Origin of the sequence: Falsiroseomonas selenitidurans, assembly GCF_012103215.1 — a bacterium.
GTDB lineage: Bacteria > Pseudomonadota > Alphaproteobacteria > Acetobacterales > Acetobacteraceae > Falsiroseomonas > Falsiroseomonas selenitidurans.
In genome coordinates, this window is the sequence record NZ_JAAVNE010000078.1 from 1 (window position 1) to 14,219 (window position 14,219).

Genomic DNA, 14,219 nt, shown 5'->3' on the forward strand with positions numbered 1-14,219 from the left:
CGGTGAGCTTCAACCTCGACGCCAATGCCGGCGTGCGCTTTGTCGAACACCTGGTCCTGACCGGCACCGCAAACCTCAACGGCACCGGTAACGCCCTGGCCAACTCGCTGACCGGCAATGCCGGTAACAACCTGCTGAACGGTGGCGCGGGCGCGGATACGCTGAACGGTGGTGCAGGCGCCGACACCCTGCTGGGTGGCGCGGGCAACGACCTCTACATCGTCGACGCCACCACCGATCGGGTGTTCGAGACGACGACCGCCACCAGCACCGTGGATGCGGGCGGCATCGACACGGTGCAGAGCTCGGTGAGCTTCAACCTCGACGCCAATGCCGGCGTGCGCTTTGTCGAACACCTGGTCCTGACCGGCACCGCAAACCTCAACGGCACCGGTAACGCCCTGGCCAACACGCTGACCGGCAATGCCGGTAGGAATCAGCTGAACGGCGGTGCCGGCAATGATGTCCTGAATGGCGGCGCCGGTGCCGACACCATGCTGGGCGGCGCGGGCAACGACACCTTCATTTTCAACGCGGCGCTTGGCGCAGGCAACATAGACACAATCGTGGACTTCAATGTGTTGGAGGACCAAATACGATTGGATAGTGCTATCTTCCTGGGACTGTCGACTGGCACACTGGCATCTGGCGCCTTTGCAGCGAACCTGACAGGCCAACCCGCGACTGGATTGCACCGAATCACATATGAAACTGACACGGGTCGGCTATTCTACGACTCAGATGGCGTAGGCAGCGCTGCGCGGGTCCAATTTGCTGATCTCACGTCTGGCTTAGCGCTAACAAGCTCAGACTTCTTCGTTTTCTGACATGCTTTCCGTCGTCCCAGCGAACATCCTCCGTCAGCCGCTGAGACGGCACTACTTTGGCAGAGACCGCTTGTACCGAGTCGCGCCTCCTCCGCCAGAGGCCGTTTAATACCAACGATTTATGGGCTAGTGGATTGATCGACGTTGATGATTCCCATTGTGGCCTGGACCTGCGAGTCTGGGCGCATGAGGGAAGGCGTTGATGTCCGGCTGCGGCCGGGGGACCGGGAGCGGCTCGAAGGCGTGGTCTTCGACCGCAAGAGCCAGCAGCACCACGTATGGCGAGCTCGGATCGTTCTGATCACGGCGGACGGCGCGGGGACGATGGCGAACCGCGCTGCCACGGGGAAAGGCAAGCCCACCATCTGGCGCTGGCAGGCGCGCTAGATGCAGGACGGCGCCGACGGGCTGTTCCGGGACGCCCCGCGAGGCCGCGCCTTCGCCGCCGCCTCGCCTGAGCAGATCCGAACCGCCGGTGGTCGTTGGATTTCGTGTCGGACGTTCTGTCGGACGGGCGGCGGTTCCGGGTGCTGTGCGTGGTGGACGACTGCACGCGGGAGTGCCTGGCGCTGGTGGCGGACACATCGCTGTCGGGGCGGCGTGTCGCACGCGAGCTGGACGTGATCGCGGCGGGGCGCGGCTATCCCGAGGCGGTGGTGAGCGACAGCGGCACGGAGCTGACCAGCATGCCGATCCTGGCCTGGGCGCAGAAGCACGGCGTGGCCAGGCACGACATCGCGCCGGGCAAGCCGCAGCAGAACGCCCATGTGGAGAGCTTCAACGGTAAGCTGCGCGATGAGTGCCTCAACGAGACGGTGTTCACCTCGCTGTGGCCCGCGCGGGTGGTGCTGACGGCGTGGCGGCAGGACTACAACGAGGCCCGGCCCCACTCGGCGCTGGGAGGCCGAACGCCCGGCTCGAGAAGAATGCCGCCTTGCTCGCCCGCGTCAAGGCCGCTGCGCGCCGGCTGCGCCGGTGGCCTTCGGCCAGCCTTGACCCAGGCTGCGCGCGGCGGCCTGGAAGCATGTGGCCGGGACGGAGAAACGGCCCTCGACCGAACCGAGAAACACCGCAACAGTCGGCGTGACGGCAACCCAGGACTCCACCTGTGAACGGAGCGAAGGCGGGGCGCAGCTCACAAGCCCAGCGCTCGCCGCCGACGTCGCCCGAGGCGAGCAATGAGTTCTTCCGGCTGAGGCAACCGAAGCAGAGCCAGGGACGAAGAAAACCTCGCCACGACCCACGCCAGCTCTGGCCTGCTCGCCGGCATCCGGCTCGGCCACTGCCGAGCGGCGAGCGAGTAGAGTCCTGAGTGGGGCCTGAGCGGTCGGTTCACTTGCAGTCCGCAATGTTGTAGTCTGTGCAACGACAAGGTGTGTGGAACTCCGCTCATGCGAAACAGTGCTGTCACGTGCCGTCGCCGCGCGCTGGCCGTTTTCGCCGCCGCGGGTGCGGCGGCCGCGCTGCCCAGCTGTGCAAGCCCCACGCGCCTCGCCGCCGTGCCGCGAGGCAGTACCGGCACCGCGACCGTATTCGGCCTTCCCAACGAACGCTTCCTGCCGACCGAACCGGGCGGCCTGGCCGCCTTGCAGCGGGAATTTCTCGCGGCCTTGCAGCGCCTCAAGACGACACAGGGGCTGCCCGCCGCCGGCCTCCCTCCGCCGCTCGACCTGCTCGGCATATCCGGCGGCGGGGAAGACGGGGCCTTCGGCGCCGGCCTGCTGAACGGCTGGACCGAGCGCGGCGGCCGCCCGGAGTTCAGCCTGGTGACCGGCGTCAGCACCGGCGCGCTGAGCGCGCCCTTCGCCTTCCTCGGCAGCGACTGGGACGCGAAGCTGCGGAGCGTCTACACCGACATCACGCTGGCCGACGTGCTGGTGCCGCGAGCCTTCACCGCGGCGATCTGGGACGACGGCATGGCAGACAACAGCCCGCTGTTCCTCACCATCTCGCGCTATCTCGATGAGACGATGCTGACGGAGATCGCGCGCGCCTACCAGGCCGGACGGCTTCTGCTGATTGGCACGTCCAACCTCGACGCGCAGGTTCCCGTCATCTGGAACATCGGCGCCATCGCAGCGAGCGGGCATCCGCGTGCGCTGGACACGGTGCGGCGCATCTTGCTCGCCTCAGCGGCTGTTCCGGGCGCCTTCTCCCCTGTGCTGTTCGACGTGACGGTGGAAGGGCAGGCCCTCCAGGAACTGCATGTCGATGGCGGCGCCTTCGTCCAGCTCTTCCTCTATCCTCCGATCGTGTCTGAGGAGCGGCGTGAGCGGATGGCCCGCGGGATGCCGGTGACGCCGGTGCGCGCCTGGGTGATCCGCAACGCCAAGCTGGACCCTCAATGGGCCTCGGTGAACCGCCGCACCGTGCCGATCGCAAGCCGCGCCATTTCCTCGATGATCGCGGTCAGCGGCTACAACGACTTGCATCGGATCCACTTCACCGCCCAACGCGACCGGTTGGACTACAATCTGGCCTTCATTGGGCGGGAGTTCACCGCGACCTTGGACAAGCCCTTCGACCAAGCGTACATGCAGTCGCTATACGCGTATGGGCGGCGGCGCGCGGTTGAGGGCGATGCTTGGGTGGACCGGCCGCCATTCTGAACACAGCAGGCTGCGACAATTCGCGGCTCACGGCTCGCTCTGTCTCGCTCGGATGGCCGACGCGGGGAGCGTCCGGCGCCTGATTGGCTCCTGTTCCGGCGGGCACGTGAGGCGCATTGTTGCGCATGGGGGATAGGCGGGCGCCGCTCAGGCAGGCGCCGCCATCGGCTTCGGCAGTCGGACGAGGTTGCAGGCGGCCACCCGGAGCGTGATGCTCCATCCGACGCGCTCCAGCCCGCGCAGCCGGATACGGCGCAAGCCGCCGATCGCCTTGCCCCAGCCCGAACGGGCAGCGCGGCCGTGCCAGGTCCATCAACCTCCGGGCGTGCGCCGCACCGGATCCTGTCCTAGGGGCTGGACGCAGGTCATCGCAGCCCCTCCGTGCCCACCACGTCCCGCACGATGCGAAAGCCGATATGCGCCGTGCCGAAATCGGCCTCGAAGCTTTCCCGCGCGGCGACGCGGTATCTTCGGCAGTAGTTCTCGCCGCACAGGTAGGAGCCGCCCTTGATCGTGAAGCGCGGCAGGGACGGGGCGAAGGGGCTGTCAGTCCATTCCCAGACATTCCCGATCATGTCGTAGGCGCCCGTCCGCCCTGGCGGGTAACAGCCGACCGGCGCGGTTCCGGCAAAGCCGTCGCGCCGGGTGTTGAGCACCGGGAACAGGCCTGTCCAGATGTTCGCGCGCGGGGTGCCGTCGGGCGCGCGGACACCGGATTCCGGGTCCATCGGATCGGACAGACCCAACCTCGCCGCGTACTCCCATTCGACCTCGGTCGGGATGCGCCCGCCCGCCCAAGCCGCATAGGCCCGCGCGTCGTTCAGCGTGACATGCACGACAGGGTGCAGTTCGCGGCCCGCCAGGTCGGAGCCCGCGCCATCCGGCCTGCGCCAGATTGCGTTGGGGTCAAGGGACCACCACGAGCGGAAGACCTCGGGCGTGTCGCTTTCCTGGAATCGGGCCGAGCCGCCGTTCCTTTCGGCCTCGGTGACATAGCCCGTCTCCGCCACGAAGGCGGCGAACTGGCTGTTGGTGACTTCATGGGCCTGCAGCCGGAAAGGCGAGACGAAAACCCGCCGAGGCGGGCCTTCCTCCGGGTAGAGCGCACCGACCCCCATGACAAACCCGCCGCCGGGGATGTCGACGAATGTTCCGAGATCCGCCGCGTTCAGGGAGCAAGCCGTTGCTGTCGCTGCTGACGAAACGATATGGGGCCACAGCGCCACGACGGACATCGTGCCGATCATTGCTGCCACGGCACCAACGCCGAGCAACATCGTCGTTCTACTGCTCATTTGTCTGCTCCGCGAGCATTTCGAGAATGCGGTGTTCGGCGTCGTCGCCGCGGTTCCGGCTCTGGCCGGTCACCAGATTGCCGTCGACGACGGTGTGCGCCGCGAAGAAGTCACACCGATGGGTCTCGGCCTCGAACACGGCGTTCGTAATGCGCGACGCGACGTTCGGATGCCGGGACGTGCTTCGGATGCCGAGTTCCTCGAGCTGTTCGTCCGTGACGCCCGTCACGCGCTGACATCTTGATACGCGGCGACCCGTCCAGGTCTGTCGCGTTCACCAGCCCGAGCGCGCCGCGGCAACGGGGACGTCGTGCGACCGCGCCAGGCACCCCGAGTGTCGCCGGTCAGCCTCAGACATTGCGCTGGGTCGCCAACCTTTCCAGGATGCGATGCGCCGTCTCGTATCCGCTGTTCTGATTTTGGCCGGTCACCAGGTTGCCGTCGATCGTGGTATGGGTTGCGAACGGGTCGCGGAACGCATGCTGGCATTCGTAGATCGCGCCGAGCTTGCGCAGCTCTTCCTCGGGGTGCTTGGGCGTCACCGCGATGCCGAAGGTATTGATCTGGTTGTTGGTCACGCCAGTGACGCGGCGGCCCTTGACCAGCGGTTCCCCGTCGATCCCCTTGGCGCTGCACAGGCCCAGGGCCCCATGGCAGACTGAGCCGAGGATCTTGCCCGCTGCATTCGCGCGCGTGACGAAAGCGGCCAGGTCCTCGCTCTGCATCAGGTCATAGGCCGCGCCCCAGCCGCCAGCCATGAAGATGACGTCATAGTCGTTCGGATCCAGGTCGGCGACGGCTTTCGAGTTCTTCAGGTCATGCATGGCCTTGTTGTCGGCCATGAAGCGCTTGTCGTCATCGCAGGCGAGCGGCCAGGACCAGGACCCGGGCTGGATCGGGATCACGCCGCCCCTGGGCGAGGCCATGTCGACCTCCATGCCGGCATTGACGAAGGCGTAATAGGGCACGGTGAATTCCGAGCCGAACGCGCCGGTGTCGCGCTTCAGCGGATCGAGCCGGTTGTGGTTGGTGCAGATGATGAGCGCCCGCCGCCCCTTCATGTCGAAGTCTGGAATCGTGTAATGGCGGTGGATGCCCAGAAAGCGCAGGAAGGCAGGCAAGTAGAGGTAGGTGAGGACGGACAGAACGGCAAGGACAACAAGGATGACGACGATCCAGGTCATGACAGGTCTCCGATTTCGGCGATGGGGGAGCTGCCCCTGAACCGGGGCACCGACGGGTTCCGGGATCAGACGGCCGGGCGGCGGACCACCGGCCGCACGAGACGGAACAGGCCGTAGAGGCCGGCGAGCAGCGCCAGCACGAGGCCGGCGAGATGGGGCCAGTACTTGCCGATCGCCTGCTCCAGCAAGTTGGAGAACAGCTGCGCCTCGGCATAATCCCCGGGTCCAAGGTCGAGCACGCCGGACTGGGCCGCGTAGGCCTCGTACTCGGCGCGCATCTGGGCGAACAGGGCGGGCTCGTTGCCGGACAGATCGGTGGTTTCGCCCGGATCGACCGAGAGGTCGAAAAGCCGCCAGGTGAAGTCGCCGCGCGGCAGCGCCGTGCGCACGAGTTTCCAGTTGCCGCGATAGAGCGCGGCGTTGCCGCTGACCTCGACGCCGAAGCTTTCCTGCGGTCCGCGGGTCTCGCGCGTCTCGGCGGCGAGCACGCGCCGGAAGCTCCGCCCGTAGAGCGCCGATGGGTCGTAGGCGACCCCGGCGGCGTCGAGCAGGGTCGGCATCAGATCGGCGACATGCACCGGTGCGTGCTGGATGCCGCTGGCCGCGACGCCCGGGCCGGCGATGACGAGCGGCACCCGCAGGCCGCCCTCGCTCGAGTAGAACTTGTAGAGGTTGAACGGCGAGGCCGAGACCGCGGCCCATTCCGGCCCGATGGCCGTCAAGCTGCGGGGCAGACCCATGTTCCCGAAGGACGTGTCCATGCCTTCGAGACGGTGGATCCCGCGGAGCAGCAGGTTGAAGACCGGGTTCTCCAGCGACGTGACACCGGATTCCGGCCCGTTGTCGGAGGTGACGACGACGATCGTGTTCCGGAGCCGTCCTGTGGCCTCGAGGTGATCCAGCAGGCGCCCGATGTGAAAGTCGGCCGCTTCGATCATGCCCGCGTTCACCTGCATCGCACGCGCGGCGACCGCCTTCTCTTCAGGCGACAGCGCGTCCCAGGCGCGATGGTCGGCGTGTACCGGGGCCAGTGTCGTGGTCGCGGGCACCAGGCCGAGGGCCATCGTGCGTCGCCAGCGCTCCTCGCGCATCGCGTCCCACCCGGCATCGAACACGCCGTCATAGCGGTCGATGAACTCGACTGGCGCCTGGACCGGGATGTGGATGGCCTGGAGCGAGAGGAAGGCGAAGAACGGCCGCGCGGCATCGCCCTCGTCGATGTAGCGGATCATGGTGTCCACGAGATTGCGCGAGGAATAGAAGTTCTCGGGCAGACGGACAGGTTTTCCATCCTCGTACCACGACACCTCGGGATAGCCCGGCAGGTAGTGGGTATGGTCGTGATTGCTGCCGCCCGTCGAATCCATCACGTAGGACCGATCGAAGCCGAAGCGATGGGGCAGGTTTGCGCCCTTGGCGCCGATGCCCCATTTCCCGGTCACGTAGGTCCGGTAGCCGGCCTCGGACAACCGGCTCGCGACCGTTGCCTGATTGGCGGCCCATACCATGGAGTAGCCCGGCAGCGCGCGCTGCCCGGGCGTCACCGTCTCGACGAGTGTGCCCATGCCCGTCTGGTGATTGTCGAGCCCCGTCATCAGCATCGCGCGGCTCGGCCCGCAGAAGGGCGACGAATAGTAGCGGGAGAAGAGCGTGCCGCTTCGCGCCAGCGCATCGATGGTTGGGGTGCGCGCATCGCCGCCATAGGCCCCGAAATCGGTGAAGCCGACATCGTCGAACAGCACCACGAGGATGTTCGGACGGGTGTCTTGCGCGAAGGCAGGCGGCGCCACCACGGCAAGCATCGTGACGGCGCCGAGCGCGCTTCGAATCAGTCTGATCATGTCAGGGTGCCTATTGCCTGTTGCGAATGCGTGAGCGCGCCCCTTGCGCAGGCAGGCCGCGCAAGGGTCTTGGCTTCGCTGTGATCACCTGGACAGTCCGGCAGCGCCGAGACGCCAGCGCACGGCCACCAGGGTCGCGGGGTTCAGGTCGCCATTGGGATCGACAAGCACACCGGCGGGAAACGAGACCGAGACGGGCCTGTCGCCCGTGTCGAGGCAGAGCAGATGGTTGTTGTCGCCATCTCCAAGATCGGCCAGCGCAGCCGGGGTGATCTGCCGTTCGGTCCCGTCCGCGCCGCGCACGGTCACCCGGTAGAGATCGCGCACGGCAGCGCCCGGTTCGTTGCCGTTCGCCAGCACGACGCCACCGGCCCAGACCACCCGCACCGCCTGGACGATGCCGTCGGTCGGGCACTCGTCGCCGTCGGTCCGGCGCCGGCCGAGGCCGAGGTCTTTCGCGGCCGCATCCGCGACTTCGGCCATCACGAGGCTCGGGCCGGACGCCAGGGGCGTGACATCGATTCGCGCGCCACGGAAATCCAACTGGCCATCGATCGAATGCAGGTGTCCGACGATCTCGACCGACACCGGGGGATCGGTCTCGGCATCGCCGAGTTCGCCCACCAGCAGCACCGTGCGCAACTCGCCGGCATCGGTCGCCGGCAGGAGCGTGACGCAGTGCAATCGCCCGGTCGCACCGGAAGCCGTCGTGACCCGGAAATCGCCCGCCTGCATCGTCCTGTGGTCGATCTCGGTCGAGAAGATGACCGGCATCCCGTCCCTGCCGGGCGCACCCTGGCAGATCAGCCTGGACAGAAGCGGCAAGCCGTTGTCGAGCCCGAAGAAGGCGGACAGGAGGTCGGCGGATACGCCACCGTTCTCACGCGGCAGGGCCGTGCTGGGCGTCGTATCGGTCAGGTCATTGCTGGTGACGTCTGCTTGGCTCGGCGTGGCACCGATCATCACGCCAGCCAGCACCGCCAGCAGGCGCCGACGGACCGCACCGTCCATGCGGGTTCTGACCTGGGTATCCGCCTGGGACGTGCGTGACATCGGCCCCTCCGCAAATCTTGCGGGGGAAATGTATTCGTTGGAGGTGCGTCCTTCGACCGCAGGTCAGGATCACCTGCGGCCAGAGGGTATTCATTTCCGGCCAGGTTCGTCCCGCGTCAGGGTTTGGGTCTGCGCCCGTTCCCGGAACGCCTTCGGCGTGAGGCCCGTCCAGTCCTTGAAACTGCGGGCGAAGTTCGAGGGCGACTCAAAGCCGAGCGCGCCCGCGATGGCCTTGATCGGCTGCGCGGTGCCAGACAGAAGGGCACCTGCACGCTTCGCGCGGACCTGATTCACCAGTTCGCGATACGATGTGCCGGACCGATCCAGATGCCGACGTAGACCACGCTCCGAATATCCCAGCTTTGCGGCAACAGCCCTGAGCGGCACCGTCAGGGTCGTCGCGGTTTCAAGGATTGCCAGGACCTGAGTGACAGGTGTCGTTTCGAACTCCATCTCTTGTACGAACTGTTCACAGAGGCTGAGGAGGCGCGCGTGATTCAACGGATCGGAACCGGGAAGCGGTCGTTTCAGCAGGGCCTCTGGAAAGATGATCTGGTTTTCAGAGGCCTCGAAACGAAAAACGACGCCAAGCTCGGCTTCGACTGCGGGCCAGTTGTCCGGTCGTCCAACGGTCATTTCGGCACGGGTCGCAGCCTTGTCGGTGCGCAGCATCGCCTTCAGCAATCCGTTGATGGCGACAATGGCGCTGCTGATTCCGAAATACTCGATGTCGCCGAACGGAAATTTCGATCGCAGGCGAATGGCGGCTTCTCCTGGCTGCAGACCAGGTTGCCCATGGATCACGCTGATCTCGAACGCAGGGAAGTTCAGGAAGAAAAACTTCGTCAAGACTTCGAGTCCGTCATCAAAGCGTGCCGCATTCATGGCTGCGTATGACGGCAGCCCGATATAGGTGGGCTGGAACTTGAGAGCCAACCTGGCCCCGAGATCGGGGTCCCCGGTTTGCTGGATGGCGTTCAGGAGGAGACGGCGAAGCGGCTGAAAACCGCATCGAAAATGCGGATCGCTTAACTGGGCCTCCTCTAGCCCCGTTTCTTTCAGTAATTCATCTTCTGAATAGCCCTCCTCGCGGAGGGTTCGAAATACAAATCCCGGATAATTCATTGGCAAGGCTGGATCATCTGGCATGAAGACCTTTTTTGCCATAGTGGGATGCTCCAGCTTCGTCGCTTGGATGATGACTGAATTCGGAGTTCCAGGCATCAACCGCGTTATAATTGATATTGCGGTCGGCGCTCTCAACAATGCCGCTGTGGCGCGCATCAGTACCTCTAGGCTTTGGTTTGTTTCCATTCCAGCCTGTGCTCCGAAACACGAGCGGCTTGGTTGCCGACCAGGCTGCCCTTCGACCGACTTTACTTCTATGGTACGGTCTGACCGTTGCACGTCAGCGTCGGCCCTGAAGAGGCCCGCGCACTTATCTGCACGCTGCCGGGCCCGAGTGGGCGCCGCGGCGGGGTTTGCCGCGCAAGATTGATCGCCAATGCGTCGGCCAGCCGAGCCTGGACGAAGCTGATCGGCACGTTGACCGCCTCGGTCGCGTCGGTGATCTGGGCGATGAGGCCGTCGGCCTCACGCTTCGGCATGGCCTCGCGAACCCAGGCATCTGCCACGCCCACGTCCGCCTTGATGAGCACGGAGGCCAGGGCGAAGCGACGTCCGGTCTTGAGCAGGGCGAACAGGCTTTGCGCCCCCGCCCCATCGCACAAGGATGCGAGCAGCCGGGTGACTTCGACGCGTGGCGCGGGCACTGGTGCAGCCGCGTTAGCGCGGAGCGCGCGAATTGCCGCGTCCAGCTTGGCTTGGCGCGGCGGTGGCAACCACGGGCGAAGGCTGACGAGTCGTTCGACCAGGCGGCTCGGCGCGGGGTGGCGGCGCGCCTGCGCGACCAGCACCTCCAGCACCGCCAAGCTCGGCGCGGGATCGGCGTCGAGCAGGAAGCCGAGCGCCGCGTCGCGCAGAGCGGGGATCGTCGAAGTGGCGACTTCCGCAGCCATGGCCGCCCGATGCTCGGACGGAAATGCCGCACCCGTGGCGGCCAGCTCTGCGTGGACGGCGAAGGGGTCCTGACCAAGCGCTTCGGCGAGGGGCACGAGTTGCTCCACCAAAGCGCCAGGCCCCGACGGGGTTGGGTCGTGGGAGAAGCCTGCCTCCATGCCCGCGATCATTGCCTTCTTCGGCGCGGGCCCAGCGTCGAGCCCGGCCTGCGCAAAGGCCCTCGCGATCAGCACGAGCACGCCTGGGGCAAGACTCTTGGCCGTGACCGCCGTCTCCACGGCGTGGCAGGCCTCCGCAAGACCTGCACGTGCCTTGGTGTCCCCGCTATTGGAGGCTATGCGCAGATCGGTGAGCGCCCCTTCGAGCATGAAGCAGCAGGCTTCGACAAGGCGGTCGGCCGGCCGCTTCCGGGTGGCCTCGGCCACTAGGCAGGCGACGAGATCCGGCGTCGCGCCGGCACGGGCCAGCATCGGGCCGGCCTCCATGGCACCGGGACTCGGGGCGCCCCGGGCCAGGTCCTGGCCGACCATCTTCGCAAGTTGCAGGATCGCTCCGCGCGGCGTCACTTCGGTGTCCTCTTCCAGCCCATCGCAGGAGCAGACGCTGCCGCGGCGGAAGGCAGAGACTACCCGTCCGTCCTACGCATCGCCACCGAAGGCATGCAGAGGGGCGGATGCTCGCGACGGGCTCACGCGGGGCTTGGCGGTGCGACGCCGTCCTGCTCCGCCCACTCCACGGGAAATGGCTCCATCAGCCCTGGCAGCGTCATCGCCTCCGGCTGCCGCCCGTCCAGGATCGCCTCGATGATGTCGGGGGCCAGCAGCGTGAGGCGCAGCAGGCGCGAGACGTAGGACGAGTTGATCCTTTCGGCTGCCGCCAGCTCGTCGATCGTGCCATAGCGGCCCACCTCCATCATACGGCGCCACCGGAACGCCCGGGCCAGTGCCTTCACCAGCGTGGTGTTAGCAGCCGAGGAGTTCCGGTTCGTGGTGCTGGCAGGCGCGATCACCAGCTTCCGCCCACCCCGCGGCTTCCGGACCGCCAGTGGCCCCCGGACGGTTAGCATCTGCGCGGCGCCGGTCATGCTGCGACCCTCGCTGCTTCGGCTGGCGGCGCAGCAAGGTCGCGCGCCAGGCTCGCCAGCCCCTCCAGCCTCAACCGAACGTCGGCACCACCAACGCCGATGTCCACCCGGTCGACCAGCACGCGGATGATCCGCGCCTGCTCGGCGGGGAAGAGCTCCTCCCACAGCGGGTCGAGCCGCTCCAGCGCCAGCCGGGCCTTGTCCTCCGTCAGGTCGGGCGCTGCGGACCGCGCCGCGCGCCAGGCACCCAACACCACCTCCGGCTGGCGCAGCAGCCCCCGGACCTGCGCCATGACCGCACCCTCGATCTCGGCGGCGGAAATGCGCGCGATGGCCGGCCCGTCCGCGGCGCTGCCCTTCAGCACCGATTGGCTTATACGCCCGGTGTCATGTTCTGACCTCTGCGTATGCGCGCGATGCGATGGTGGTGATCTGTTCTGGCTGTGCGATGAGCCAGGCGGTGTCGGACCTGACGCTCGAGAAGGTCATCTTGAAGGGTCAGACGCACTGCGTCTGACGCACAGGGAATGTGGTAAGCCCCGCGCGGCGGCGGGCCTGCGTCGAGCATGTCGTGCGCGCGCTTGGCGTGTCGGAGCGGAAGGCCTGCGCGGTGTTGGGGCAGCACCGATCGACGCAGCGGAAGGCAGCGCGCGCGCCGGACGACGAGGCGTCGCTGACGGCGGACACTGTCGAGCTTGCGAAGCGCTACGGGCGGTATGGGTACCGGCGGATCATGGCGCTGCTGCGGGATGCGGGCTGGGCGGTGAACCGGAAGCGGGTAGAGCGGATCTGGCGGCGTGAGGGACTGAAGGTGCCGCAGCGGCAGCCGAAGCGCGGCAGGCTGTGGCTGGCGGACGGCTCCTGCATTCGGCTTCGGCCGGAGCGTGCCAGCCATGTCTGGGCCTATGACTTCGTCGAGGACCGGACAGGTGACGGGCGGAAGTTGCGGATGCTGTGCGTGGTGGACGAGTTCACGCGCGAGGCGCTGGCGATCCGGGTGGCGCGGAAGCTCTCGTCGTCGGACGTGATCGACACGTTGGCCGACCTGTTCATTGCGCGGGGGGCGCCGGCGCATATCCGCTCGGACCAGGGGCCAGAGTTCGTGGCCGAGGCGGTGAAGGGCTGGATCGCCGGTGTCGGGGCGAGGACGGCCTACATCGAGAAGGCGAGCCCGTGGGAGAACGGCTTCGTAGAGAGCTACAACGGCAAGCTGCGGGACGAGCTGCTGAACGGGGAGGTGTTCAACACGCTCCGCGAGGCGCAGGTGCTGATCGAGGGCTGGCGCCAGCACTACAACCGGGTCCGGCCGCACTCGTCGCTGGGCTACCGCCCGCCCGGACCACTCCACGGGGGCTGGTCACGCGGTCGCCGGGGGTCGGTCCGACGGGCACCCGCTCGCGGCGGTGCGGCCGACCGGTCAGGAATCCGTGCCGCCCGGGGCCATCACGGATCTTCCGCCCTGGAAACGCTCCGCCAGCGGATCCCCGCTCTCCACTCCGCCGACCCGGTCGCGCCAGGGCTCGGCGCTGTCCCGCGGGTGCCACCCGATCAGCGCGCGGTCGTCGCGGTCCCAGAAGGAGGCCGGGTTGGCGGAGGCGCCCCAGACAACCGCCCAGCCTGTCCTTTGGGCGGAGAGCGCGGCCAGGCAGAGCCGCGCGAGATCGTCCGGCGACAGCCAGATGGACAGCGACAGGGCGTCCCGCGGCTCCGGCGCGCACCAGCCGATGCGCAGATGCACGCTCTCGACCCCGTGCTTGTCCCAGTAGAGCCGGCCCAGCTGCTCGCCATAGAGTTTCGAAAGCCCGTAGACGCTATCCGGGCGGTAATCGCAGCCGGCGGGCAGCTTCGGCCCGCCCGGCGCCGGCCGGTCGTGGAAGCCGGCCACATGGGCAGAGGAGGCGTGGACCACCCGCGCCCCGGCCGCGCGCGCCGCCTCGAACACATGGAGCGCGCCGCGCAGGTTCGCCGCCAGGATCGCCTCGAAGCCGGGCGCTTCCGTCGCCACGGCGCCGAAATGCAGGATGGCGCGGCAGCCTTCCGCCAGGGCAGCGACCGCGGCCGCATCTTCCAGCTCGGCAGGGGTGAAGCTCGCCCCCGGCGGCAGCGCGTCGGGAAAGGGACGACGGTCGGTCAGGCGCAGCGCGACCTCGGCCGCGGCGAGGCGCGGCGCCAGCACCCGCCCGAGCCGGCCCGCAGCGCCGGTCAGCAGGACGGGCGGGGTGCCGCCGCTCATGCCGCTGGTCCCTGCCGGCGGAGCGTCGGCTGCGACGCGTGGCGCGGCGCCCGGAAGCCGGGCGCGCCGGCGGC

Annotated in this window: 12 protein-coding genes and 3 pseudogenes; 5 read left to right on the forward strand and 10 right to left on the reverse strand. The window is 67.5% G+C overall.

All coding sequences use genetic code 11. From position 1 onward, the window contains the following. The 4 genes and pseudogenes from HEQ75_RS26010 to HEQ75_RS26025 form a co-directional block, all read left to right on the forward strand. Positions 1 to 827, forward strand: a pseudogene (locus tag HEQ75_RS26010) (hypothetical protein); the annotation flags it as partial. 147 nt (positions 828 to 974) lie between these two features. Then, complete coding sequence (locus HEQ75_RS26015) at positions 975 to 1,214, forward strand: hypothetical protein (RefSeq protein ID WP_168035044.1); 240 nt, start codon at positions 975 to 977, stop codon at positions 1,212 to 1,214. A gap of 77 nt (positions 1,215 to 1,291) precedes the next feature. Continuing rightward, positions 1,292 to 1,747: pseudogene (locus tag HEQ75_RS26020) on the forward strand (integrase core domain-containing protein); the annotation flags it as partial. Positions 1,748 to 2,218: 471 nt separating this feature from the next. After that, the gene (locus HEQ75_RS26025; protein WP_168035045.1) at positions 2,219 to 3,436 is read left to right on the forward strand and encodes a patatin-like phospholipase family protein; all 1,218 of its coding nucleotides are present in this window, start codon (positions 2,219 to 2,221) and stop codon (positions 3,434 to 3,436) included. Between the two features lie 365 nt (positions 3,437 to 3,801). On the opposite strand, the gene HEQ75_RS26030 is transcribed toward HEQ75_RS26025, so the two are convergent. From HEQ75_RS26030 to HEQ75_RS26070, 9 genes are all read right to left on the reverse strand, one after another. Continuing rightward, complete coding sequence (locus tag HEQ75_RS26030) at positions 3,802 to 4,731, reverse strand: formylglycine-generating enzyme family protein (RefSeq protein ID WP_168035046.1); 930 nt, start codon at positions 4,729 to 4,731, stop codon at positions 3,802 to 3,804. Further along, positions 4,721 to 4,960 carry a type 1 glutamine amidotransferase family protein gene (locus tag HEQ75_RS26035; RefSeq protein ID WP_168035047.1) on the reverse strand — a complete coding sequence of 80 codons (240 nt, stop codon included), beginning with the start codon at positions 4,958 to 4,960 and terminating at the stop codon, positions 4,721 to 4,723. Before HEQ75_RS26035 ends, HEQ75_RS26030 begins: the two co-directional genes overlap by 11 nt. Positions 4,961 to 5,081: 121 nt before the next feature. Further along, positions 5,082 to 5,915 carry a type 1 glutamine amidotransferase domain-containing protein gene (locus HEQ75_RS26040; protein WP_168035048.1) on the reverse strand — a complete coding sequence of 278 codons (834 nt, stop codon included), beginning with the start codon at positions 5,913 to 5,915 and terminating at the stop codon, positions 5,082 to 5,084. A gap of 65 nt (positions 5,916 to 5,980) precedes the next feature. Further along, positions 5,981 to 7,756 carry an arylsulfatase gene (locus tag HEQ75_RS26045; protein ID WP_168035049.1) on the reverse strand — a complete coding sequence of 592 codons (1,776 nt, stop codon included), beginning with the start codon at positions 7,754 to 7,756 and terminating at the stop codon, positions 5,981 to 5,983. Between the two features lie 84 nt (positions 7,757 to 7,840). Continuing rightward, positions 7,841 to 8,809: a hypothetical protein gene (locus tag HEQ75_RS26050; RefSeq protein WP_168035050.1), complete on the reverse strand. Its 969-nt coding sequence runs from the start codon at positions 8,807 to 8,809 to the stop codon at positions 7,841 to 7,843. A 90-nt stretch (positions 8,810 to 8,899) separates the two neighbouring features. Next, complete coding sequence (locus tag HEQ75_RS26055; protein WP_168035051.1) at positions 8,900 to 10,093, reverse strand: AraC family transcriptional regulator; 1,194 nt, start codon at positions 10,091 to 10,093, stop codon at positions 8,900 to 8,902. 98 nt (positions 10,094 to 10,191) lie between these two features. Then, on the reverse strand, positions 10,192 to 11,298 hold the full coding sequence (locus tag HEQ75_RS26060; protein WP_168035052.1) for a hypothetical protein: 1,107 nt from the start codon (positions 11,296 to 11,298) through the stop codon (positions 10,192 to 10,194). Positions 11,299 to 11,516: 218 nt separating this feature from the next. Continuing rightward, positions 11,517 to 11,912: a hypothetical protein gene (locus HEQ75_RS26065; protein WP_168035053.1), complete on the reverse strand. Its 396-nt coding sequence runs from the start codon at positions 11,910 to 11,912 to the stop codon at positions 11,517 to 11,519. Continuing rightward, a complete protein-coding gene (locus HEQ75_RS26070) occupies positions 11,909 to 12,277 on the reverse strand; it encodes a site-specific recombinase (RefSeq protein WP_168035054.1) in 369 nt (122 codons plus the stop codon). The genes HEQ75_RS26065 and HEQ75_RS26070 overlap by 4 nt, the downstream gene beginning before the upstream one ends. An 83-nt stretch (positions 12,278 to 12,360) precedes the next feature. Here HEQ75_RS26070 and HEQ75_RS26075 point away from each other — a divergent pair. Next, a pseudogene (locus tag HEQ75_RS26075) lies at positions 12,361 to 13,254 on the forward strand (IS3 family transposase); the annotation flags it as partial. 75 nt (positions 13,255 to 13,329) lie between these two features. On the opposite strand, the gene HEQ75_RS26080 reads toward HEQ75_RS26075, so the two are convergent. Continuing rightward, the gene (locus HEQ75_RS26080) at positions 13,330 to 14,145 is read right to left on the reverse strand and encodes an NAD-dependent epimerase/dehydratase family protein (protein ID WP_168035055.1); all 816 of its coding nucleotides are present in this window, start codon (positions 14,143 to 14,145) and stop codon (positions 13,330 to 13,332) included. Between the last annotated feature and the right edge of the window lie 74 nt (positions 14,146 to 14,219).